This window comes from Halarchaeum nitratireducens, from assembly GCF_014647155.1.
Taxonomy (GTDB): Archaea; Halobacteriota; Halobacteria; order Halobacteriales; family Halobacteriaceae; genus Halarchaeum; species Halarchaeum nitratireducens.
In genome coordinates, this window is sequence record NZ_BMOQ01000006.1 from 169,347 (window position 1) to 192,236 (window position 22,890).

At 66.6% G+C, this 22,890-nt stretch carries 23 protein-coding genes and 3 pseudogenes; 13 read left to right on the top strand and 13 right to left on the bottom strand.

The genetic code is table 11. From position 1 onward, the window contains the following. Positions 1–627: 627 nt before the first annotated feature. The 4 genes and pseudogenes from IEX91_RS11660 to IEX91_RS11675 all read right to left on the bottom strand — a co-directional run bounded on the left by IEX91_RS11660 (position 628) and on the right by IEX91_RS11675 (position 3,591). Positions 628–1,890, bottom strand: coding sequence for a Cdc6/Cdc18 family protein (locus IEX91_RS11660; RefSeq protein ID WP_188879150.1), 1,263 nt, complete (start codon positions 1,888–1,890; stop codon positions 628–630). Between the two features lie 648 nt (positions 1,891–2,538). Continuing rightward, positions 2,539–2,616: pseudogene (locus IEX91_RS11665) on the bottom strand (integrase core domain-containing protein); the annotation flags it as partial. A gap of 19 nt (positions 2,617–2,635) precedes the next feature. Further along, on the bottom strand, positions 2,636–3,076 hold the full coding sequence (locus IEX91_RS11670) for a hypothetical protein (protein WP_188879151.1): 441 nt from the start codon (positions 3,074–3,076) through the stop codon (positions 2,636–2,638). Next, positions 3,073–3,591, bottom strand: a complete 519-nt coding sequence (locus IEX91_RS11675; protein ID WP_188879152.1) for a DUF7342 family protein — start codon at positions 3,589–3,591, stop codon at positions 3,073–3,075. The genes IEX91_RS11670 and IEX91_RS11675 overlap by 4 nt, the downstream gene beginning before the upstream one ends. A 49-nt stretch (positions 3,592–3,640) precedes the next feature. Between IEX91_RS11675 and IEX91_RS11680 the strand changes: the two are divergent. Beyond that, positions 3,641–4,245: pseudogene (locus tag IEX91_RS11680) on the top strand (transposase); the annotation flags it as partial. A gap of 435 nt (positions 4,246–4,680) precedes the next feature. Here the strand turns inward: IEX91_RS11680 and IEX91_RS11685 are convergent. The 3 genes from IEX91_RS11685 to IEX91_RS11695 are packed head-to-tail and all read right to left on the bottom strand — an operon-like array spanning position 4,681 to position 6,222. Next, entirely contained in the window at positions 4,681–5,379 is a 699-nt protein-coding gene (locus IEX91_RS11685; protein ID WP_188879153.1) for a DUF2270 domain-containing protein, read from the bottom strand. A 13-nt stretch (positions 5,380–5,392) separates the two neighbouring features. Beyond that, positions 5,393–5,977: a DsrE/DsrF/DrsH-like family protein gene (locus tag IEX91_RS11690; RefSeq protein ID WP_188879154.1), complete on the bottom strand. Its 585-nt coding sequence runs from the start codon at positions 5,975–5,977 to the stop codon at positions 5,393–5,395. After that, positions 5,974–6,222, bottom strand: coding sequence for a sulfurtransferase TusA family protein (locus IEX91_RS11695; RefSeq protein ID WP_188879156.1), 249 nt, complete (start codon positions 6,220–6,222; stop codon positions 5,974–5,976). Before IEX91_RS11695 ends, IEX91_RS11690 begins: the two co-directional genes overlap by 4 nt. Before the next feature lie 203 nt (positions 6,223–6,425). Between IEX91_RS11695 and IEX91_RS11700 the strand changes: the two genes are divergently transcribed. From IEX91_RS11700 to IEX91_RS11715, 4 genes are all read left to right on the top strand, one after another. Then, complete coding sequence (locus IEX91_RS11700) at positions 6,426–7,697, top strand: MBL fold metallo-hydrolase (protein WP_188879157.1); 1,272 nt, start codon at positions 6,426–6,428, stop codon at positions 7,695–7,697. A 67-nt stretch (positions 7,698–7,764) separates the two neighbouring features. Beyond that, positions 7,765–8,256 (top strand): YeeE/YedE family protein, encoded by a 492-nt coding sequence (locus IEX91_RS11705; RefSeq protein ID WP_188879319.1) that lies wholly within the window; start codon positions 7,765–7,767, stop codon positions 8,254–8,256. After that, positions 8,256–8,717 (top strand): DUF6691 family protein, encoded by a 462-nt coding sequence (locus tag IEX91_RS11710; protein WP_188879158.1) that lies wholly within the window; start codon positions 8,256–8,258, stop codon positions 8,715–8,717. The genes IEX91_RS11705 and IEX91_RS11710 overlap by 1 nt, the downstream gene beginning before the upstream one ends. Positions 8,718–8,798: 81 nt before the next feature. After that, on the top strand, positions 8,799–9,200 hold the full coding sequence (locus IEX91_RS11715; protein WP_188879159.1) for a helix-turn-helix domain-containing protein: 402 nt from the start codon (positions 8,799–8,801) through the stop codon (positions 9,198–9,200). Between the two features lie 23 nt (positions 9,201–9,223). On the opposite strand, the pseudogene IEX91_RS16755 reads toward IEX91_RS11715, so the two are convergent. Continuing rightward, positions 9,224–9,618 (bottom strand): annotated as a pseudogene (locus tag IEX91_RS16755) (DUF302 domain-containing protein). A gap of 254 nt (positions 9,619–9,872) precedes the next feature. Here IEX91_RS16755 and IEX91_RS11725 point away from each other — a divergent pair. Next, positions 9,873–12,065 carry an acetate--CoA ligase family protein gene (locus tag IEX91_RS11725; RefSeq protein ID WP_188879321.1) on the top strand — a complete coding sequence of 731 codons (2,193 nt, stop codon included), beginning with the start codon at positions 9,873–9,875 and terminating at the stop codon, positions 12,063–12,065. On the opposite strand, the gene IEX91_RS11730 is transcribed toward IEX91_RS11725, so the two are convergent. Both IEX91_RS11730 and IEX91_RS11735 read right to left on the bottom strand, forming a co-directional pair. Next, positions 12,011–12,214, bottom strand: coding sequence for a helix-turn-helix transcriptional regulator (locus IEX91_RS11730; protein WP_188879160.1), 204 nt, complete (start codon positions 12,212–12,214; stop codon positions 12,011–12,013). The genes IEX91_RS11725 and IEX91_RS11730 overlap by 55 nt on opposite strands. 5 nt (positions 12,215–12,219) lie before the next feature. After that, complete coding sequence (locus tag IEX91_RS11735; RefSeq protein WP_188879161.1) at positions 12,220–12,639, bottom strand: DUF2178 domain-containing protein; 420 nt, start codon at positions 12,637–12,639, stop codon at positions 12,220–12,222. Positions 12,640–13,204: 565 nt separating this feature from the next. On the opposite strand from IEX91_RS11735, the gene IEX91_RS11740 reads away from it, so the two are divergent. Beyond that, on the top strand, positions 13,205–13,402 hold the full coding sequence (locus tag IEX91_RS11740) for a hypothetical protein (RefSeq protein WP_188879162.1): 198 nt from the start codon (positions 13,205–13,207) through the stop codon (positions 13,400–13,402). Positions 13,403–13,510: 108 nt separating this feature from the next. Here IEX91_RS11740 and IEX91_RS11745 read toward each other — a convergent pair whose 3' ends face one another. Continuing rightward, entirely contained in the window at positions 13,511–14,563 is a 1,053-nt protein-coding gene (locus tag IEX91_RS11745) for a methionine synthase (RefSeq protein WP_188879163.1), read from the bottom strand. Next, positions 14,560–15,543, bottom strand: coding sequence for a 5-methyltetrahydropteroyltriglutamate--homocysteine methyltransferase (locus tag IEX91_RS11750; protein WP_188879322.1), 984 nt, complete (start codon positions 15,541–15,543; stop codon positions 14,560–14,562). The genes IEX91_RS11745 and IEX91_RS11750 overlap by 4 nt, the downstream gene beginning before the upstream one ends. Positions 15,544–15,714: 171 nt before the next feature. On the opposite strand from IEX91_RS11750, the gene IEX91_RS11755 reads away from it, so the two are divergent. The 5 genes from IEX91_RS11755 (at position 15,715) to IEX91_RS11775 (ending at position 19,590) form a co-directional block, all read left to right on the top strand. After that, positions 15,715–16,713 (top strand): 5,10-methylenetetrahydromethanopterin reductase, encoded by a 999-nt coding sequence (locus tag IEX91_RS11755; protein ID WP_229772858.1) that lies wholly within the window; start codon positions 15,715–15,717, stop codon positions 16,711–16,713. Continuing rightward, positions 16,710–17,552: a triphosphoribosyl-dephospho-CoA synthase gene (locus IEX91_RS11760; protein WP_188879165.1), complete on the top strand. Its 843-nt coding sequence runs from the start codon at positions 16,710–16,712 to the stop codon at positions 17,550–17,552. The genes IEX91_RS11755 and IEX91_RS11760 overlap by 4 nt, the downstream gene beginning before the upstream one ends. After that, positions 17,549–18,115: a DUF447 domain-containing protein gene (locus IEX91_RS11765; protein WP_188879166.1), complete on the top strand. Its 567-nt coding sequence runs from the start codon at positions 17,549–17,551 to the stop codon at positions 18,113–18,115. Before IEX91_RS11760 ends, IEX91_RS11765 begins: the two co-directional genes overlap by 4 nt. Further along, entirely contained in the window at positions 18,115–19,095 is a 981-nt protein-coding gene (locus IEX91_RS11770; protein WP_188879168.1) for a beta-ribofuranosylaminobenzene 5'-phosphate synthase family protein, read from the top strand. The genes IEX91_RS11765 and IEX91_RS11770 overlap by 1 nt, the downstream gene beginning before the upstream one ends. Positions 19,096–19,206: 111 nt before the next feature. Beyond that, positions 19,207–19,590 (top strand): hypothetical protein, encoded by a 384-nt coding sequence (locus IEX91_RS11775; protein WP_188879170.1) that lies wholly within the window; start codon positions 19,207–19,209, stop codon positions 19,588–19,590. A gap of 76 nt (positions 19,591–19,666) precedes the next feature. Here IEX91_RS11775 and IEX91_RS11780 read toward each other — a convergent pair whose 3' ends face one another. Beyond that, on the bottom strand, positions 19,667–21,556 hold the full coding sequence (locus tag IEX91_RS11780; RefSeq protein WP_188879171.1) for a sensor histidine kinase: 1,890 nt from the start codon (positions 21,554–21,556) through the stop codon (positions 19,667–19,669). Between the two features lie 267 nt (positions 21,557–21,823). Here IEX91_RS11780 and IEX91_RS11785 point away from each other — a divergent pair, with 267 nt between their 5' ends. Further along, positions 21,824–22,798 carry an aldo/keto reductase gene (locus tag IEX91_RS11785; protein WP_188879172.1) on the top strand — a complete coding sequence of 325 codons (975 nt, stop codon included), beginning with the start codon at positions 21,824–21,826 and terminating at the stop codon, positions 22,796–22,798. Positions 22,799–22,890 lie beyond the last annotated feature (92 nt).

Sequence of the window (22,890 nt, forward strand, 5' to 3'; positions counted from 1 at the left end):
ACCGATTTCTGCGACGCTGCGCGACGGCGTCGATCACGCAGACCGCGCGGCGACGATCGAGACTCGTCGGAATCCGCTGGGTGGCGGTCGCCGCACGGGGTTTCGGTGAGGCAGTGACCGACGTACCGTATCCACTGGAGTGGACCTGCCCCCGATCGCAAATTGAGCTACGCCACCTAAGGTAGGTGACGTAGCTACGGTATTCGAGGAGGGCGTTCCGGGAGAACCGAGACGTGTCACGCGGCGTCTATCGGGGACGGAATCGGACCCACCGCGCTTTCGTCGATTCGATCCACTCTCGTGTCTCCGTCGCCCGCATCCACTCGGTAGAAGGGGGTCCGACGCTCCGACGTCGCTCGTCGAGGGAGGAGACGTACCCTCGTAATTCCGGGTGAACGAGTTCGACGCCGAGGCCACGGAGGAGCACCACCCTCGACGAACCGAGCAGGGTGAGCACAGTATATCGAGAGAGGAGATAGTGACGACTCACTCACAACATACCCACACCCCACGTTGTAAGTGTTTCTCCGCGAGAGCGGGCGTGACGGGGGGGACGGTGGAACACCGAAGCGACGATCCACCGGCACCCGACCATGACCCCCCGTGTTGTAAGTGTTTTCGGGACCGTCAGACGCTGAACTCGCTTTGCACGTGGGATCGAGTGGAGTCCTCGAACGACCCGAGGAGGCTGTCAACGGAGGAGGGAAATCCCTGTTCGAGACGCTCGTCCTCGCGGAACGTCTCGACGATGATCCGGGGTTCATCGACGAGCGAGTAGATGTACGATCGGCCGCCACGCCGACCGAGGTTGTGCTCGCCCTTCTCGAGGAGGCCGAACATCTCGAGCGTGTCGAGGTGATCACGCACGCGGCTCTCCGAGAGCGTGTCCGCGTCGACGCGATCGCAGAGGTCTTTGTACAGCGAGTAGATCGTCTTCACCTTCGCCTCGCCGTCGGGATCGATCACCAAGAGCGTCGTCGCCATCAGGACGAGTTGCATCTGACTGGTCAACCGTTCGGTGATGATGTCGCGCGTGTTCGCGCGGTCGACCTCACTGCGAGCGATGCGGACGTGGTCCTCGAGGACGCGGGTATCGCCCTCGTGGCGCGCGATATCCCCCGCGGTTTCGAGGAGGTCGAGTGCCATCCGGGCGTCGCCCGAGTCCTGTGCGGTGAGCGCCGCCGTGAGCGGGATGACGTCCTCCGAGAGGACGCCGTCGCGGAACGTCAGATCGGCGTAGTAGGAGAGGATCGAGCGGAGTTCGTTCGCGTCGTACGGCGAGAACTGGATCTCTTTCTCACAGAGCGTGGATTTGACTCGCTGAGAGAGGTTCTCGCGGAACTTGAAGTTGTTACTGATCCCGACGATACCGACCTCGGCGTTCTCGAGTTCGCCGATGGCCTTCGCACGCGGGAAGTCGTAAAGGAGCTCTTCGTCCTCGCCGAGCTTGTCGATCTCGTCGAGGATCACGATGACGTAGCCGCCGATCTCGTCGAGCGCGTCGTAAATCCGATCCCAGAGGGTGTCGGGATGCGTTCCCTGTTTGAAGTGTTCCTCGGGGTAGAGTTCGTTGGCGAGATACTGGAGTACCTTGTACGTGGACGTGCGCTTGTTACAGTTGACGGTGAGCGTCGTGAGCGCGACGTCGGCGTCGTCGGCTTCCGCTTCGAGGAACTCGATGACCTTCTGTGTCGTCGCGGTCTTCCCCACACCGGTCTGTCCGTAGATGAAGACGTTGGGCGCGCCGAATCCGTCGGGAATGTCCTGGAGCGCGGCCGCGTACTCCTGGATCTCCTCCCCGCGTTCGAGGATTTCGTCCGGAGTGTACCCCTCCTTGAATGGTTCCTTATCACGAAAGACGTGATTCGATCCCTTGAACGGCGAATCCATACCCAACCCGTTACGCTCCATCCATATCAACCCTACCCTGCAAGTGTTCTAACTGTTCTAAGTGTTCCCAAAAACCCGGGAACACACCCCCTCCAGATTGTAAGTGTTCTCCCACTCAGGAAGGCGTGGGGGAGAGACGGGCGGAGATAGTACACGAGACGAGGGCGCACGTGATGAGTAACGAACAGTAGAAGCGACCGGTCCTACGACACTACTACTAGCTAGCCTAGTTGCTAGTATAGTAGTATTAATCCTTGTGGTGCAGTCAAATATCTCTAAAGGCGTTTATCCTACTATACAGCGTCTTAGACGCGTTTAAACACTTACAATCTGGGGTGTCTGGTCGTATCTAATCGTCCTTCTTTATATTCTATCGAGGATTCTACCCACCCACCCCCTCCTCGCTGTCCACCCGAGAACACTTACAATCCGGGGGGAGGGTGTGATCACCTGCCGCCGAAACTCAAGCTGCAGAGGTTCGGATTTTGACCGATCTACAAACGAGTGAGCGAGATTATCAGGGTGATTCGGGCGAGAGTTCTTAGGGCATGACCCGGCTATGGAGTGGGATCTGCTCTCGGAAACAACTTTGAGGAACCCGCGAGAAGAAATAGCCGATAGTCGCTGCTGTAGGGTTTTCGGCACTGTCTAGTTTAGCACCTCCTCAATCGGCGTGTTTCCGTCGAGAGCTTGATGCGGTCTCTGATGATTGTAGTAATGCACAAACTATCAACCGAGACATAAATTAGAGTTCTGCCGTATAGTCGGAGATTACGGTCTCGAAGAGATTGCTACAGCACTCCCAGAGGAGTTTCGGAGGAGACTCTGCTTCGAACACGGCCCCTTCGTAGCGTGGCGTCTCCATTGAGGCCGTCTGGTACTGAAAGTGCGCTACGCCGAGATCGTCGTGATCTTCATCTTGGTGCCAGCCGCAATGGAACTCCAAGTTTGGATCGGCGTAGTCGATTCTGAATTCGTCGTGGGGCGGCGTCAGTTTCCAGTGGACCTCGAGCTGTGGTGACTCAGGCCCGGTCGGTGGAACGACTCGCTGTGGGTCGATCTCAGCGGCGAGGTACCGTTTCTGGATCGCGTCTGGCTCGAACCTGACGGAGATGACTTCGACTTGTCGTTCCAGTACGTCCTTGAGCGTCCGATAGAGAGCCGGGTTTTCCGCTCCAGGATTCATGCGGAGGCGGAGCGCCGCTCACCGGGGAAGCGGTCGTAGAGCCGGAGCGCGTCTTCGACGAGACGACGGCGCGTTTTGAGGTGGTCCCACTCGCGGGCCGCCTGACGACGTTCACGCTCGTCCGTAACGTCTTCTGTCCTCCCGAGGCTCGCGCGTAATTCGTTGGGGGTTTCGACGTCGTATTTGGCCTTCCATGCTCGAATCTGTTCGTTCATCTCTTCGAGACTCGCGGCGAGGTCGTCAGGCGAGTGTTCTTCGTAGAGCTCGCGCATCTCGATGAGGTACTGACCGACGGGGTCAGGCTCATACGTGGTCTGCTGGCCGCGTGTATCCGCGTTCAGCTTGCCGTCGTCTGTGAGACGTTTGAGGTACTTGGTCGCCGTCTCGTGGGCTACCTCGGCCTCTGCGGCGATCCAGTTGGCCGTTCGGGGTTCACTGACGGCGAGTGCGATTGCTTCGACGCGCTCGGCCGCCGACAGACCGTCAGTCCAGCTTTGGTTCGGTTCGTCGTTCATGACTCCGTCTACGTCCTCAATGAAGAAATAATTTGATGTGGTTCAGAATATATCGAAGGGTAAGTCCCGCTTAGAAATCGTTGAGGACCTCCTAGATTCGGCTGAGGAGATGGTCTACGTTGATAACGTGCTGATGGACCGGGAGTTCGATAGTCAGATGTTCTGGAGATGATCAGCCAGCGTGGGCTCTCCTACGTCGTGCCAAAGGGGATGCAGACGAGTGAGAAAGCACAAGCCAAACGCCTGCTCCAGCAGGATCAAGACCGTTACGAAACCGACCGGAAAATCTATCTCGGGAAGAACGAATGGCACGAGACAACCCTGATATACCGACGGAAAGAAGACGCTGAGCATGATGATCACCGGCAGTACTCGGTGTTCATGACGAATCGAGGGAGCGGACACCTCGTGGAGTACGGCTAGCGCTGGGAGATCGAGAGCGCCTACAGGTCTATCAAGCGGTTTAAGGCCGCCACCACGTCGGAGGATTTCGGGTTGCGATTCTTATATTTCGCGTTCGCCTGCCTGCTGTACTCGATTTGGCGAGCAGTGGACCTGCTCGTGCAGGTCGAATTGAGGGGTGGATATGAACATTCACCGATCGTGATGGCAGACAATACGCCCACGCTGCTGAAGAAGGAAACCGGAATTGGGGAGAGAGACACTCGGCCTGAGTTAGCGCGGTGGCTGAGTGGCTACACTACCAGACGTCTTCGAAAGTTGACGATATAGTTGGTAATACAACACGAAAGCACGATTGAGAGCCAATCTGGAGCCGTACTCGATTACTTATTTGGCCGAAACCACACACCACAAACCGCTAAACCCGCTGTAGTCTCAACCTCCAAACTACACGAATATGTATAGCTATCAGTGATTTACTAGCAACACGATTGAACCGTATTAGCGTTTGTCCAAAACGTGTGGATGATCGTACTGTGGCATCCACACCCCCGTCGGAACTTTCGGACGGACGGTGGTATCGACTCGGTTAGTGAGTCGACGTACGAGACGCTGATGCCTTTCTTTGTCCGGGATGTTGTGTGGACACGTGATCGACGTCGTCGTCGGGCGGTCGCCGAATGGTCGCTACTCCCCTTTTCGGAGGCGTTCGTCTAAGAGCTCGCCGCGTGCGTGCCACGTCCGGGGACGGTAGGCGACGACGAGCGCGGCGGCGAAGAACGCCGCGACGAGGCCGACGACGACGGGGCCGGGGACCATCCCGACGGCCGCCGTCCGGAGCCAGTACTCGGGTGAAAAGGCGGTGATCCGGACGAACCACGCGACGTGTAGGACCGCGAGGAGCGGGAGGTAGATGCGCCGGAGTCGATGTGCGAGGGCCTCTTCGGTGGTGATCTTGAGCACGGGCTTTCGGTAGTCGGTACCGAGCTTCTCGCGCCACGCGGGGTCGCTGACGTCCCGCGTGGGGTCGAGGCCGACGGACCAGACGTTCTCTTGGAGGACGCGGACGCGCGAGCGCCAGATGTCGTAGCCGCGATAGCGTCGCGCCTCGATACCGAGGAAGACGCCGAGCGTCGCGATACCGACGAGGACGATGTAGTGGGGGTTGCTCGGACTGGAGAACGCCCACGTGAGGATGGCGGCCATGACGACGACCGCCCAATCCGTGGTCTTATCGAGGCGTTCGCGCCAGTACGTCATCCGGTGGACTTCGCCGCGGTAGAGGTGCGCGAGCGCGCCGCTCGGCCCCATGTCTTCGTCGAGGAGGCCCTTCCCGACGTCGCGGAACGCCTCGTCCGTCGGATCGTCCGGGTGCTCGTCGGTCATCGGTGGCCCCGGTTCACACGAGGAGTTGGATGTCGGCCTCGGCCATGTCCTGGATGGCGGTGGCGGCGCCGACGCCGGTCGTGACGCCGTCGTAGAAGTCGGCCTCGTCGTACCCCATGAGGTCGATCGTCATCTGACAGGCCTGGAACTCGACGCCCATGTCGAGGCCGGTGCCGAGGAGTTCCTCGACAGTCGCGGTGTCGTTGTCCGCGATGCGTTTCTCCATCATGCGCGTCGTGAGGCGGTCCATTCCGGGGAGCGCGCCGAGCAGGTTCGGGAGGGGCATGTTCGGGTTACCGACGGCGCTCAGCTTCAGGTCCTTCGAGCGCTCCTCGTGGAGGATGTCGAGCCCCCAGAAGGTGTGAAAGACGGTCACCTCGTAGCCGAACGCCGCGGCCGTCGAGGCGAGGATGAGCGGCGGGTAGGCCATGTCGAGCGTGCCCTTCGTGGCGATGATCGACATCTTCGGCGGCCCGTCGTCCTCGTCCGTCGCGGCGTCGAGCTCCGCGACGTGGGCTTCGAGCTCCGCGACCCGTGCCTCCAGTTCCGCGCGACTCGGCGCCGCGCCGTCGTCCGCGGATGGGGTATCGGTGCTCATTCGGTCTTACGGACGTAGTGCGTGTAGCGCCCGTCGGCCTCGTCTGCATCCTGATCGAGGAGCTCGACGCCGTCGGTGGTCTCGGCCCAACCGCCGAGGTCGCTCACGCTCCCCGGGTCCGTCGCGAGCACTTCGAGGACCGCGCCCGCATCCAGCTCGTCGACGGCCTGCTTCGTCTTCACGACCGGCATCGGGCAGTTCTGTCCCGTCACGTCGAGCGTCTCGGTGATCTCGTAGTCTTCCATGGTATTGACCTCACAACCCAATACCGTATCAGATATGAAAAGCGTATCGGTAGGCGTGGACGAACGGGGCAATACCGATGGCGGTATAGCCACACTTACTACCGCGTTCGAATCTCAATAGGGGAAAGTGAGATTCAGTATTGTGTATATAGTGTATTTCTATGCAAAGCCTTATTTTCGACTGGACGGTAGTGCGGGGTGTGATGAGCGACGACGCGACCGCGGCGACGGACGACACGGTCGGGACGGTCACGGCCGAGCGGCTGAAAGAACGCGTAGACGCCGGGGAGGCGGTCTTCCTCCTCGACGTCCGGAGTGAGGACGACTACGCGGAGTGGCACATCGACGGCGCGACCGTCGAGAGCGTCAACTACCCGTACTTCGAGCTCCTCGATGGCGTTCCCGACGACCTCCGCGACGCCCTCCCGGACGGTCGGCGAGTCACGGTCGTCTGCGCGAAGGGCGGCTCCAGCGAGATGGTCGCCGAGACGCTCGCCAACGAGGGGTACGACGTCGACCACCTCGAACGCGGGATGAAGGGGTGGGCGCGCCTCTACGAGTACGACGAGCTCGACGTCCGCGCGACGATCCCCGAGAGTCGCGGAACGGCGAGCGGCCACCGCGGAGCCGCGAGCGACGTCACGATCGCGCAGTACCGGCGCCCCTCCTCGGGCTGTCTCGCGTACCTCGTCGTCTCGGACGGCGAAGCCGCCGTGATCGACCCGCTGCGCGCGTTCGCCGAGGCGTACGTCCAAGACGCCCGCGCGCTCGGTGCCGACCTCGTCTACGCGATAGACACGCACGTCCACGCCGACCACGTCTCCGGGATCCGCACGCTCGCCAACCGCGGAACCGCGGGCGGTGCCGACGGGACCCGGAACGGCGCGACGCCCGTCCTCCCCGCGGCCGCCGCCGCGCGCGGCGTCGACTACGATGTCGACTACGAGACGGTCGCGGACGGCGACACCCTGACAGTCGGTGACGTCGAGATCGAGGCGATCCACACGCCCGGCCACACGACCGGCATGACGACCTATCGCGTCGGGCGTGTGCTCTTCACCGGCGACGGCCTCTTCACGGAGAGCGTCGCGCGTCCGGACCTCGAAGACCCCGAGGCCGCCCGGAACGCCGCGCGCACCCTCCACGCGAGCCTCCGCGCCCTGATCGAGCGCTTCGGCGACGACGTGAACGTGATCGTCGCGCCCGCGCACTACTCGGACGCCGCGACGCCGAACGCCGACGGCACCTACACCGCCGCCCTCGGCGATCTCGTCGCGTCGATGGACGCGCTCTCCATGGACGAGGACGCGTTCGTCGACTACGTCGTGCGCGACATGCCGCCTCGTCCGGCGAACCACGAGTCGATCATCGCGACGAACCTCGGCCGCGAGTCCCACGACGACGAGTCGGCGTTCGAACTCGAACTCGGGCCGAACAACTGCGCCGCGAGCGAGGACGCGATGACGGGTGAGTGACGTGTCGGCGCTCGCATCGCCCCTCGGCGTCTTCGAGCCGATCTCTCGACTCGTAGCGGCGTCGCCCGTGTTCCCGTCGGTCCTCGGTGCTTTCGAGTCGACGCCGTTCCCCGACGGCGTCACGCACTACGCCGTCGGCGGCACGCTCGTCGGCTTGGGCGTGGCGATCGTCTATCTCGCCACCGCCATCACCGCCGGGAACTCGACGTTCTTGGAGACGACGCTCTCCTACGTCTCCGACCTCCCGCGGTTCAACCAGGCGAAGTACGTCGCGTCGCGTGACTGGCGCGTCGTCCTCGCGCTCAGCACGGTCGCGGGGGCGGGGCTCTACACGTTCCTCCTTGGGAGCGCGTGGACGACCGACGTCGGGCTGTGGCGCCTCGCCATCGGCGGCTTCCTCGTCGGCGTCGGTACGCGCGTCGGGAAGGGCTGTACGATGGGCCACGGCGTCTGCGGCCTCGGGTCGGGGTCGCGCGTCTCGGTGGTGAACGTCGCCGTCTTCGTCGGCGTCGCCACCGTCACCGCGCTCGCCGTCGCCGCCGCGGGGGTGAGTCCGTGATGGCGGATCGCCACCCCCTCTTCTACCCCGTGATCGTCCTCGGCGGCCTCGTCGAGGGGTTCGGCCTCGCGTACAGCCAGATGGCGAAGCCCGAGGTCGTCCTCGGCTTCCTCCAACTCGACGACTTCGGTCTCCTGCTCGTGATGGTCGCCGCCGCCGTCGTCATCGGCGCCGCGATCTTCGCGGGCGTCGCATTCCTCGGCGAGGCGCCCCTCACGGGGACGCCCTACCGTCGTCGCCTGACGTCCATGGATCGGAACGTCCTCGTCGGCGGCGCGATCTTCGGCGTCGGCTGGGGGCTCTCCGGCATCTGTCCCGGCGCGGGCTACGCGAGCGTCGGCATCGGGAACTATCCGATCCTCGTCGCCATCGCCGCGATGTTCCTCGGCGCGTACGCCCAGGGGTACTGGCGCGCGCGCACCGCGGACGACGCCGCCGGCGCGCCGGACGCGGTGGAGTGACCCTCGACGCCGCGATCCCGGCGGTTCAATATTGCATCCTCCACGCAAATACTTTTGAGCGTACGGCGCGTATCGGACACGATGCCTGATTCGATGAGCGAGATGCTCCAACAGGACATGGAGTGCGAGGGCCTCTTGGAGTGTTTCCACGGGCTGAAAGCGCTCGACGAGGACATCTTCCGCGTGCTGTGTGAGCGCGAGGAACCGCTCACGGTCGACGAGATCGCCGACGCGGTCGACCGGGAGCGCTCGACCGCCTACCGGTCGGTGCAGCGCCTCCTCCAAGCGGGGTTCATTCAGAAGGAGCAGGTGAATTACGAGCAGGGCGGCTACTACCACGTCTATCGGCCGCGTGACGGCGAGGCAATCGCCCAGGAGCTCCAGCGGACGCTCAACGACTGGTACGCGAAGATGGGCCAGCTCATCGGCGAGTTCGAGCGAAAGTACGGCGACGAACCGGAGCCCGCGGCCGCCGAGAGCTGACGGCCCGGTCGGCTAGCGCCCACTCACGCCGTCGCCGCGGAGAGCGAGCTGAGGACGCGCTCGAAGCGCTCGCGAACCTCGGTGGCGATCCCGCCGAGTGCCGGATCGTTGACGGGTTCGAGGAGTGCCTCGGGATCGGCGGCGCGCACGGCGACGCTCCCGTTGTCGGCCTCGTAGACGATGTTTCACGGGAGGAGCGAACCGAAGCCGGGCTCTGCCGTCGGCCCTCGTATGCGAGCGGCGGGTCGCAGGCGCCGAGGATACGGTACTTCCGGAAATCGACGTCGAGATTCGCTGCGAACGTCGCTTCCACGTCGGTATCGCAGAGGACACCACCCCCCTCGGCGAGCGCGTCTTCGGTCCGCGCGACGACGTCCTCGAACGATCCGTCGACCTCCGCGTCCAGAGTATAGGACACAACTCACAATACTACTCTGCTCGACTTAATCTTCGTGTCGCGCCGCTGTAGAGCGGCGTCGCGCCCACTTCGAGCCGTCGGTAGTGACCGTTCCCGATCCGACGGCCGCCATGAACAGCCCTGTGTCGTTTTATCGGTGGACCGCGAACGAGGTGACGTGCACTCAGGCGTCTCGGTAGCGTCGGACGAAGGCGAGCGCGACGCGTTCCTCGACGACATCGGTACTGAATCGACGTACAGTGGGGAAAGCAACGGTGCGTGACCTCTCGGGGCTGTTCGAACCGGATCGCGTCGCCGTCGTCGGTGCGACCGAGCGGCCGGGGTCGGTCGGTCGAGCGCTCTTCGAGAACCTCGCGGATTTCGACGGCGACGTCGTGCCCGTCAACCCGAGCCGTGACTCGGTGTTCGGCCACGCGTGTTACGCGTCGATCGGTGACGTCCCACGTCCGGCGACGGTCGATCTCGCGGTCGTCGCGGTCCCGGCCGCGACCGTGGTCGACGCCGTCGGACAGCTCGGCGAGGCGGGCGTCGAAAACGTCGTCGTCGTCACCGCCGGGTTCCGCGAGGCGGGCGAACGCGGCGGCCGCTTGGAGCGCGACCTCCGCGAGACGGCGCTGACCCACGACATCAACCTCGTCGGCCCGAACTGCGTCGGAATCATCAGCACGCCCGCGGGACTGAACGCGACGTTCCTCAGGGGTACGCCGCCGGCGGGATCGATCTCGCTGCTCAGTCAGTCCGGCGCGTTCATCGCCGCCGCCATCGGTTGGGCCGCGCGTAACGACGTCGGGCTGAAGGACGTCGTCTCGCTCGGGAACGAGGCGGTGCTCGACGAGACCGATTTTATCGCGGAGTGGGCCGCGGACCCGGAGACGGACGTCGTCCTCGCGTACCTCGAGGACGTCGACGACGGCCGACGCTTCATCGAGACGGCGCGCTCGGTCTCGGCAGAGACGCCCATCGTCGCGCTCAAGGCCGGTCGAACGGACGCGGGCGGTGCCGCCGCGGCCTCGCACACGGGGGCGATGGCCGGGAGCGACGAGGCGTATCAGGCGGCCTTCGCGCAGTCGGGCGTCGTCCGCGCGATGGACGTCGAGTCCGCCTTCGATTTCGCCCGCGCGCTCACGGGGCTCCCGGTCCCCGACCACGACGATGTCGCCATCGTCACGAACGGCGGCGGGCCGGGCGTCTTAGCGACCGATGCCGTGGGCGACTCTCGGCTCTCACTCGCCGACTTCGACGCGTCGACCCGCGAGGCGCTGGCGGACGTCCTCCCTACGCCGATCGCGGCGGCGAACCCGCTCGACGTCCGTGGCGACGCCGACGTCGATCGGTTCCGCGAGGCGCTCGACGTCGTCGCGGCCGCCGACGAGGTCGGTGGGGTGATCGTCCTCTGCGTTCCGACGGGCCCGCTCGCGTTCGACGATCTCGGTGCGGTCATCGGCGGTGTGCGCTCGCGCGTCGACAAACCCGTCGTCACCGCGCTCATGGGCGGCGCGGAGGTCGCGGCCGCCGAGTCCGTCCTCGGATCCCACGGCGTCCCGAACTACTTCGACCCGGCGCGTGCGGTCGAGAGCCTCGCGGTGCTCGCCGACTACCGGGACGGTGCAGTCCGCGAGCACGCGGCGACGACCGCGTTCGACGTCGATACCGAGCGCGCCGAGCGGATCGTCATACGCGCGCTCGATCGCGGCGTCGATCACCTCGGCGTCGAGGCGATGGAGCTCCTCGACGCGTACGGGATTCCGACGCCAGCGGGCGGTCTCGCGGAGAGCGAGGAGGGCGCCGCTCGGATCGCGGCGTCGATCGAGGGGCCGGTCGTGCTGAAACTCGCCAGTCCCGACGTCGTTCACAAATCCGATGTCGGCGGGGTCGAAGTCGGAGTTCCGACCGAGGACGTCCGCGAGACGTACCGCGCGATCGTCGAGCGTGCGCGCGATCACGACCCGGACGCGACCGTCCTCGGCGTTCGCGTCGAGGCGACGGTCACGCCCGCAGCGGGCGTCGAGACGATCGTCGGAGCGAAACGTGATCCGCAGTTCGGTCACCTCGTGATGTTCGGCCTCGGCGGGATCTTCGTGCAGGTCTTCGAGGACGCCGCCTTCCGCGTCGCGCCCGTGAGCGAGCGCGACGCGCGCGAGATGACGCGCGAGATCCAGGCGGCCCCGATGCTCCGCGGCGCGCGCGGCCGAGAGCCGGCCGACGTCGACGCCGTGGTCGAGACGATCCGGCGCGTCTCACAGCTGGTCTCGGACCTCCCCGCGATCACCGAGCTCGACATCAACCCGCTCGTGGTCTCACCCGAGGGGGTCTGCGCGCTCGACTTCCGCGCGCGCCTCGACGCCGCGGCCCGTCCGGGGGACGACTGCCCGAACTCCGACCCGCCCGAGTACTACTCGGACAGCTCCTCCGGGTCGAACATGTCCTCGATCGCGCAATCGAAATAGGCCGTGAGTTTGAACGCGAGTTCCAGTGAGGGGTCGTAGCGCTCTCGTTCGATAGCGTTGATGGTCTGGCGGGTAACGCCGACGGCTTCGGCGAGATCTCCCTGACTCAACTCCGCCGCTCGTCGTCGTTTCGGGAGGTCGTTCTGCATTCTCGTTACGCGCTCCGCTGGACGATCGCGAAGCAGACGCCGTACAGGAGGAAGAGCGCCGAGAGGACCGCGATCGCCCCACCGATCGCCCCCGATATCTCGACGTAGCCGCCGGCGTCGAGAACGTACAGAGCCGGAATGATGCTGATGCCCAGAATCGTCGCGATGCCCATCGTTAGACCGCTCGCGCGGTTATGGAGGTCGTAGTCGCGTTCGTCTTGTAGTGTCGTGTCGCTCCACCACGGTGCGAGGAAGGCGATACCGGCCCCGAGCCAGGCACCACACAGGTAGACGACCGTTCCGAGGAGTCGTTCGTCGAGTACGATTCCGGCGAGCAATCCGATGACACCGACGGCGATGATTCCGTAGACGAGCCGTCTGTACGTTCGCCGCGTGAGGGCCGGTCCGCTTCGTTTCGATCCCATGGTGGAAAGCTCACTTTACAGTAAAGTTATCTTTACACCACATATTAAATCTTGTCAAATACATCTGATACTTGTCGCACCCCCTTCCGATGGTGACGTCCTTTCACTCTCGATCCCCTCTCTCGGGAGATCCTGATCAAATCGCTCTCACGGTCGGCCGGCTCGCGTCGGTCACCCTCGCCCTCCGTCTCTCCTTCCTTCTCCCGATCGCCTACGCGCTCCCGTCGGTCACCGGCGCCGCCGGACGGGTCCACGCGAGCGACTATCCGTCCGGGTGGTACGACGCCGCGGCGCTCGTCGAGAGCGGCGGCGAGAGCCGATCACCCCCGTCTGATCGACTGAGACGTCTTCGGTGCCGATCTCGGTCCTCGTCTCCGGTGTCGGCGCAACAAACCACCGTATCTACCTCAGCTACCTCAGCTACCTCAGCTACCGTATCCGATGTGGGTAGCGAAGCCGTCGTACGTCTCGCGGATCGGTTGGTTACGCTCAGCGGACGGTGCGGTCCCGTCGCCGCTACGCCTTTGCGTCGGCGGACCGAACCGTAACGTCTGTTCACGACGCCGTGTTCGGCGTCTTCGGGGCGCTCGAAGTGCTCGTGCCGCGACGCGTGGTCGACTTCTGGTTCGCGCTCGCCACGGCGGAGAGCGAGGACGGCGACGTCGAGCTCGCCGACCGGGTGTACACGGCCGCTCGCATCGAGGAGGTCGTCATCCTCGCGTGGCTGCTCGCTCGCCGCCGCAATCGAGCGGCCGCCGAATGAATCGTCGCGCGTCGTCGTGTTCCGACGGGTCACGGGCCGGGGAGTCTGCGATGGTTCGATCCGGGTGACGTCCGCTTCCGGCCGAGCGTGCGGACGGCCTCCGCTCGACTACGTCGTCCGCCCGCCGGCGTCGATTGCGCCGCTGTCGAGGTCGTTCTCGACGTTCCGTGCCGCACGAACCATGTTCTCTATCTTGCTTCGGGCGACCTCGCGTGGGAGGAGCTTGACGCCGCAGTCGGGACTGACGGTGAGATTCTCGGGGGGGACGACTCGCAGGCCCTCGCGGATGTTCGCCTCGATCTCGGTGACGGACTCGACGTCGGTCGTGTGGACGTCGACGACGCCGAGACCGAGGTCGGGTTCGAAGTCGTCGCCGGTGAAGACGTCGAGTTGGTCGTAGTCGCCGTTGGCGAGTTCGACGTCGAACTCGTCGATGGGGTAGTCGTTGAGCTCGGGGTAGATCCGCGAGTAGTCGCCGTAGCAGACGTGGAGGCCGATCCGGACGCCGTCGGGGAGTCCGGTGACGATCCGTTCGAGACACTCGCCGACGACGGCGTGGTCGTCGGGGGTCGTGGCGAGCGCGGGCTCGTCGATCTGGATGTAGCGCGCACCGGCCGCGACGAGGCCGGCGATCTCCTCGTTGACGAGGTCGGCGAGCTCGTAGGCGAGCGTCTCATCGCTCCCGTACGCCTCGTCGAAGCTCCACGACGCGAGGGTGTAGGGGCCGGTGATCGGGACTTTGACCGGGCGCTCGGCGACGTCGGCGGTGAACTCGTACTCCTCGCGGAGCCACGGTTCGTCGTACGTGACCTCGGAGACGACGCTGGGCTTGTCGAAGTAGTTGTGCCCCCATACCTTCACGGGACCGTTGAACTCGTAGCCGCCGATGCGTCGAGCGAAGAACTCGACCATCTCCTCGCGGCGCATCTCGCCGTCGCAGACGACGTCGAGGCCGGCGCGCTCGTGTTCGCCCGTGATGAGCCGGCTCGCGTCGTCGACGGCTTCGTCCCACGCCTCGTCGTCGAACGCGGACGAGTCGTCGTGCAGGTCGCGCGCGCGATTCAGCCACGTGGGCTTCGGGTAGGAGCCGACGACCGTGGTGAGGAGGAAGTGGTCGTTCGGGTGGTCGGCGGGCCGGAACCGCTCACGGTCGCCCGTCATCGCGCACCCTCCGTGGCCGCGGCGAGCGCGTCGAGCTTCGCCTCGAACTTGCCGACGGGTAAATGGAACAGCCCCGTGTTCGGAGTTAGGTACGCGGCGTCGACGTCCGTCGTCGCGCACTTCGCGAAGCGGTCGGCTCGATCGTTGATCGTCTGCCGCGACTCGACGCGCGTGTTCTGCCCGTCGACGACGCCGAGGAGTACTCGCGGTGGCGTGCCGTGCTCTGCGGCGAGGGTCGTCGCGGCCTCCGGGTCGGTGACGAGGTCGTAGCCGAGTCCGTCCGTGTCGGTGTCGAGGAGGCGACGGTAGAGGCCGTCGTCGGGCGCGCCCCAGTACGTGTGGACGAGCACGTCCGCGTCGGTCGCGGCCGCGACGGTGTCGATCGCGTCACCGATCCGTTCGGACGCCTCTGCGTCCGGTGGCTCCGTTGCAAATCCCGGTTCGAGGAGCGTGAGCGTCTCGACGGCGTCCGGGAAGGCGGCGACTTCGCCCGCGAGGAACTCCGCGACCCCGTCGAGGAACGCCGCGGACGAGCCGTAGTGTTCGTCGCGTGCGAGGCCGGCGAGCGAGTACGGTCCCGGGAGCACCGCCCCGAGGTCGTCACAGCGCTCCGCCGCGGCCGACAACTCCGACGGGACGTCCCCGCTCGGCGTCAGCTCGTCGGTCACGATTGGCTCGCGATAGAAGTTATTGTTGTCGTAGTAGCGGACGATTCCGCCGGTCCGGACGTTCTCGTGGACGCAGAGCGGATGAGCGAGGAGGTCGTCCCACCGTCCCTGTCCTTCGACGAGCCGATCGAGGCCTGCCTCGCGCTGTCGGTCGATGTAGTGACGACGAGTCGCTGCGTACGCGTCGCGCGTCGCCCGTGCCTCGTTGCCATCGATGAGATCTGATTTCTGGTGGCCCTTCAGCTCGGCGAGCCGCTCGCGCTGCCCGTCGGGAAGCGGAAAGAGGCCGACCGTCGTCGCAAGTCTATCCATGTACATCTACCGATGGGACGCCATTTGATAATAATTTCTCCGTTGCCTATGCCTAGCAGTTATTTATATCTCGAGCCAGCTAGCCGAGGACGTGAACCGACGCAGACAACGGAGCGGCGCGATACCGATCGCCGACGCGATCGGTCCACAGGCCGTCCGGAGGTGGCGCGGGTGAGCGACGCCACCGGATCGATCGGCGTGGAACTGACGCCAGACGTCCCGGCCGACGCCGTCGGCTCGCTCGCGGCCGACACCGAACGCGCCGGCTTCGACCGCGTCTTCGTCTCCGCGCACTACAACAACCGCGACCCCTTCCTCGCGCTCTCGCGCGCCGCGGCCGCGACGGAGACGATTCGCCTCGGGCCGGGGATCGTCAACCCGTACGAAACGCACCCCGTGACGCTGGCGTCGCGGATGGCGACGCTCGCGGAGCGAAGCGACGGACGTGCGCTCTTCGGACTCGGTGCCGGTGACGCGTCCACGCTCTCGGCCCTCGGTATCGAACGCGAGCGCCCCCTCCGACGCGTTCTCGAAACCACGCGTGTCGCACGCGCGCTCTGGAACGGCGAGCGCGTCGATCACGACGGAACGTTTCGCGCCGTCGACGCGGCGCTCGACTACGACGTCAGCCCGCCGCCGGTCTACGTCGGGGCGCAGGGTCCGGACATGCTCCGGATGAGCGCCGCGCACGCCGACGGGGTGTTGGTAAACGCCGCCCACCCCGACGACCTCGCCGCCGCGGCAGCGCGGATCGACGAGGGACGCACCGATCGCGCGTCGGCGCGCGGTCCCCTCGATACCGTCGCGTTCGCCGGCGTCAGCGTCGCCCGCGATGCCGACGCCGCGCGCCGCGCCGCCCGGCCACCCGTCGCGTTCGTCACCGCGGGTGCGCCCCGAGACATCCTCGATCGACACGGCCTCGACCCCGAGCGGGCGGCGGCCATCGGCGACGCGCTCAGCGCCGGGGCGTACGACGACGCCTTCGCGGCCGTGTCGCCCGCGATGATCGACGCGTTCTGCATCGCCGGCGATCCCGCGGACGTCGAGGCCCGCCTCCGCTCGGCGTTCGAGCACGTCGATAGCGTCGTCGCCGCCGCCCCCCTCGGCCCGGACCGCTCGACGGCGATCGATCTCCTGGGAACCGTCTTCGAGCGGGTGCGTGCGCCGTGACGCACGGGATCGCAGACGACGCCCAACTCGCCCTCCTCCTCGAACTGGCCGCCACACCGAAACCGGGCAACGTCGACCGCGAACGCGACCATCCCGATCTCCGCTTCGAGCAGTTCCTCGCCGGCGCCGTCGGCGCTCGCCCCGGTCTCGACGCCGCGGCCGCTGGCGCCCCGGTCGGTACCGCGTTCGAGACCGCCGTCGCCGGCATGGCGGCGCGGGCGCGGGACAACACGCAGTTCGGCGCGCTCCTCCTGCTCACGCCGCTCGTCAGCGCGGTCGCGGTCGCCGGCGAGGCGACGCGTGCGGCCGCCGCGGACGTACTCGAGGCGACGACCGTCGACGACGCCGCTCGGTTCTACCGCGCGTTCGAACACACCGACGTTCGCGTCGCCGATCCCCCCGACGACTTCGCCGGACTCGACGTCAGACGGGGGGCCGACGCGATCCCGACCCTCCGATCACGGGGGCTCACCCTCTCGGAGGTCGTCGTGGCGAGCGCCCCCGCCGACGGCGTCGCCCGCGAGTGGGCCACCGATTTCGAGCGGACGTTCGACGCCGCCGACTCGCTGCGGACGGGGACGGCGCCGCTCCCGGCGCGCATCTCGGAGACCTTCCTCCGACTGCTCGCGGACACTCCTGACGCACTCGTCGCCGCACGACACGGACATGACGTCGCGGAACGCGTCAGCGACCGCGCCGCGGAGCTCGTGGACGCCGATCGCGCGGACGTCGAGGCGTGGGCCGACCGCCTCGTCGAGGCGGGGATCAATCCGGGCACGACCGCCGACGTCGTCGCCGCGGCGCTGTTCGTCGCGCTCTCTCGGGGGCTCCGTCGATGACCGAGTGGCCCGTTTCCCTCCGCGGCGTGACGGAGAGCGTCGTCGCCACGGAGGGCCCGAACGATCGGTGGAACGTCGCCGCGCTCGGACTCCACGCGGGCGACGTCGTCACCGCGGAGACGTGGGGACGCACGCGCACGCGTCGCAACTTCGAGCGGACCGGCGTCGGCAACGTGTGTTTCACCCGGGACCCCCGCTTCTTCGTCGAGGCCGCACTCGCCGTCTGCGAGACCGACGAACCGACGTTCCCGGAAGCCGATGCCCGGGTCCGCGTCGACGTGACGCGCCGCGAGGCCGCCGAGCGCGACGGGACGCCGTGGGCGTCGTGGGCGCTCGAACCGACCGCCGTCACGGTCAGCGAGGAGCGCGTCCCGCTCACGAACCGCGGGTTCGCGGCCGTGATCGAGGCGACGGTCGCCGCCTCGCGCCTCGGCGTCGACGCCTACGACGACGCCGTCCTCCGCCGCCGGCTGGAACACGCGACCGCGGTCGCTCGCCGGTGTGGGGGGCCGGCGGAACGCGACGCGATCGACCGCGTGCACGACCTCGTGGAGCGCCCGTGATGGCCGACACCGAGCGCGCGTCCGTCTCCGCCGGGGCGCGCCTCCACTTCGGGTTCACGACCCTCTCGACCGAACACGACCGCCTATACGGCAGTCTCGGCGTCGCACTCGCCGATCCCCGCGTGACGGTGACGGCGACGCCCGCCGACGCGGTCGTCTGCCCCGACGTCGTCGCCGACTCCGTTCGCCGCACCGTCGACGCCCTCGGCGTGTCTGGCGCACGCGTCGAACTGACCGAGACCCTCCCCCGACACGTCGGGCTCGGGAGCGGCACCGCGACCGCCCTCGCGACGACGGCGGCCATCGCTCGCGTGTACGACCGGCGTCCGCGCGTCCGCGAGCGCGCCCCGGTCCTCGACCGCGGCCGCCGAAGCGGTATCGGCGTCGCGGCCTTCGAGGGCGGCGGCTTCGTCCTCGACGCCGGCCGGTCGACCGATACCTGTGGGACCCCCTCTCGGACGCCACCGTCGGACGGGTCGTGGACGGTCCCGCCGGTCGTCGCCCGCTACCCCGTCCCGCCGGCGTGGCGGTTCGTGCTCGTCGTCCCGGACGCCGACCCCGGCCGCTGCGGCGACGCGGAGGCGACGAGCATGCAGACGGCGATCGCCGATGCCGACCCGGAGACGGGTGAGCGGATCGCCGGGCTCGTCACCAGTCGCGTCCTCCCGGCGATCGTCGCGGGCGACGCCGCCGCGTTCGGCGCCGCCGTGACCGAGATCGGTCGGCTCAACGGAACGTGGTACGCCGACGAGCAGGACGGCGTCTATCGCCCGCCGGTCGACGCGCTCGTTGACACCCTCCTCGCCGACGACGCGATCACCGGGGCCGGACAGTCCTCCTGGGGACCGGTCGCGTACGGCGTGACGACCACTGCCGAGCGCGATGCGGCCCGGGCGGCCGGCGAGCGCGCGCTCGATCGTGCCGGCGTCACCGGCGACGTCCAACTCGTCGCGCCACAGAACTGTGGCGCTCTCCGGTGACGGGAGTCCACCGCCCGATCCTGACCGGGGTACAGGCGTCCTCGCCCCGATTCTCTCAGTGTCTCGTCGGGTCGCGTACGACTCAAATGCGTGGAGGCCGTACGATCAGCCGTGACTGCACGACTCGCGCTCCCGACGGGCGAAACGGTGACGCCCGAGGACGTCTTCTGCTACGGCGGCTATCCCTATCGGTTCCGGCCGCTCCCCGGCGACGAGTACGCCTTCGCGCTCTCCCCGCTCTACTGGGGGGAGAGCGATATGGACGTGCCGTTCCCGGACGAAGCGGCACTCGAAGCGCGGTGGGAGGGCTCCCGCGGCGTCCTCTCCGACGACGAGTGGCGTGCGTGGCTCGCCGACGCGCGCGACGACGAGCGCTTCGGCGACGACGAACTCGACGCGATCGCCGTCGAACTCGGTCTCGCGGACGACTCCGACGCGGCCCCCGCGAGCCCCGCCTCGCTCACCGATCGCGTGCGGGACACGCTCGGGCTCTAGACCTGCCCGCCGCACGCTGTCGAGGGCGCCACTCTCCTCGCGCCATTCGGGCGATCACCGGAGAACCGCGCGGACGTCAGTCCCGCCGCCCGTCCACGTCGAAGGCGAACCGCGCGCCACCGTCGTCCCCGTCCGCCACGGAGACCGCCCAGTCGTGCGCGTCCGCGATCTCCTTCACGATCGTGAGTCCGAGGCCGGAGCCGGACGCGTCCGTCGTGTACCCGGAGTCGAAGATCCGATCTCGCTCCGCCGGCTCGATCCCGTCTCCGGTGTCCTCGACCGCGAACCCCTCGTCGGTCGGCGTGACGATGACGGTGAGGTCCGCTCCGCCGTGCGTGATCGCGTTCGTGAAGAGGTTTTCGAGGAGCTGCTGGAGCCGGTTTCGGTCCGCCTGGAGCTCGCGCGACCCGTCCACGCGCAGGTCGGCGTCGCCCGTGGCGACCTGTTCCCAGGCCGCTCTCGCGGTCTCCCCGAGGTCGACCGTCGTGAGCGCGCCGATCTCCTCGCCCTGTCGCGCGAGCGTCGACAGCTCGTCCAACAGCTGCTCCATTCGGTCGAGCGCGCTCTCGACGCGCTCGAACGCGTCCTCGTCGCCGCCGCGGCCGAGGTCGAGATAGCCCTGTGCGACCGCGAGCGGGTTGCGGAGGTCGTGGGAGATGACGCTGGCGAACCGCTCTAGACGTTCGTTCTTCTCCTCGAGTTGCGCCTCGCGCTCCGCGCGCTCCAGCGCCGCTTCGACGTTCGCCGCCAAGATCTTCGCCAGCGAGTAGTCCGCGTCGTCGAACGCGTCGGTCGCCGTCGATCCGATCACCAACACGCCCCACTCGTCGATCGCTAAGAGCAACTCGCTCCCGATCGGCGACGTCGGATCGGACGCCGTCGAGCGGATTTCGAGGTCCCGAACGAGCTCGGACTTTCCCGTCTCGAAGACGGTCCACGCGACCGCCTCCCCGCGCGGGATCGGTCGCGGGTCGGACAACGCCTCCTCGTCCGTCGCGTACGATTCGGGGACGAGGCGATCGGCCGCCTCGTCGTACCGGTAGACACCGACGAAATCGAAGCGGAAGATCTCCGTCGTCGCGTCGACGGCCATCTCGACAACCTCGCTCGTCGAATCGGCACCCATGAGGTCGCGTGTCGTCTCGTGTAGCAAGGTAAGCTGCTCACTATACCGGTGTTCCTCGGAGATATCGGTGTAGACGGCGTAGCCGTCGGTCACCGTCGTCTCCGCCGTCAACGGGATCGACTGCACGCGGAACACCCGCAGCTCGCCGGTCGCCGTCCGGCGAAACACCTCCGACTCCTCGAACTGTTCGGCGGCGCGGGCCCGCTGGCTGATCTCGGCCGCACGCGCCCGAGCGGCGGGCGGCGCGATCAGCTCGTCGATCGACTCGCCCGTCACCGCCTCCTCGTCGTACCCGAACGTCCGCTCGAACGCCGGATTGACCGACTTGATGATCGGGCTCCGATCGACGAACTCGATCTCGGCGATGCAGTCGGAGGTGTTCGTGAACAGGGCGGATATCTTGGTGTTCTCGACTTGCACCTGTCGGCGGTGATGGCGACGCCGGCTATCGTAGACGCCGACGCCGAGGCCGACCAGAGTGGCCACCGTGACCGTGTGTGCGAAGAGGAGCGACGGCTTGAAGACGCCTTCGAGGAGTTGTAGCGTGTACACCCAGCCGAGGAGAACAGAGACGGAGACCGCGCTGAGAACGCTCCAGCGGGCGATCACGTACGTGGATTGTGCCGAGAGTCGACGGCACGTGATGAGCACGACGCCCGCGCCGACGAGCGCGAGGTTCAAGACGATCGGAAGCGAGTTCTCGAGGAGGGTCAGATACAGCGGGACGCCCTCGTCGATCACGTCGGCGGGGATGTCGTAGATCGCGAGCGCGAGAAAAGTGAGACCCAACAGCAAGACCGACCCGCCACAGGAGAGACGTTTCCAGCGACTCCGATACACGAAGCATAGATGCGCCTACCTGACTCAAAAAGTTTCGATCGGCCGCCGACGTCGTGCTCAGACGCCTCGGGTGTCTCGCGGTCCCGGTGTTCCTCGAAGGCGATCGTTCGGCTCGGCGGACGAACGCACGGCGCGTGCACCGGAATGGAGACGGCCGGAAGCGGATCTGCGGTCCGTAACTCGATGGCTCTCGTGTAAGTCCTATCGGTCTCCGAGACGCGTGCCGACGCCCGGAGCTACAACTCGGGCGGTATCGAAACGTGGCGTATGGAGTACACGACGCTCGGGTCGACCGGGACGGAAGTCAGTCAGATCTGTCTGGGCTGTATGAGCTTCGGGTCGGGCCGCGAGTGGATGATCGACCGCGACGCCGGTGAGGACCTCATCGAACGCGCTATCGAGCTCGGCGTGAACTTCTTCGATACGGCGAACACGTACTCGAACGGGGAGAGCGAGGAGATCCTCGGCGACGTCCTCGCGGAGTACGACCGCGACGAGCAGGTCGTCGCGACGAAGGTGTTCTTCCCGCCCGAGGACGACCCGCATCCGAACGCCACGGGTCTCTCCCGGAAGACGATCGAGCAGGAACTGGAGAACTCCCTCGATCGACTCGGGATGGAGACGATCGATCTCTACCAGATCCACCGCTGGGACCCCGAGACGCCCATCGAGCAGACGCTCCGGGCGCTCGACGACGCCGTTCGCCGCGGGCAGGTCCGCCACTTGGGCGCCTCCTCGATGTGGGCTCATCAGTTCGCGGACGCCCTCCACACCAGCGATCGCCTCGGACTGGAGCGCTTCGCGACGATGCAGAACCACTACAACCCGCTCTACCGGGAGGAAGAACGCGAGATGCTCCCCCTCTGCGAACGAGAGGGCGTCGGCGTGATACCGTGGTCGCCCCTCGCCCGCGGCGTCGCCGCGCGTCCCCACGAGGAGTTCGGTGCGACGACGCGCGGGGAGACGGACTCGTACCTCCACGACATGCCCTACCTCCGGGGCGGCGGCGAGGAGGTCAACGAACGCATCGAGGAGCTCGCCGACGAGAAGGGCGTGAAGATGGCCCAGATCAGCCTCGCCTGGCTCCTCCACCAGGACGCCGTCGACGCGCCGATCGTCGGCACGACGAGCGTCGAACACCTCGAAGACGCCGTCGAGGCCACCGAAATCGACCTTTCCGACTCCGACGTCGAGTACATCGAGGAGCCCTACGAGCCGCTCCCGATCGCCGGCCACGAGTGACCGACAGCGCGTGCAGATCGCGCCGCTCCGACGTGTCGTCGCCTCGAAAACGGAAGAATATCGATCGTCGCTGCGTGCGACGGGTGCGTCGT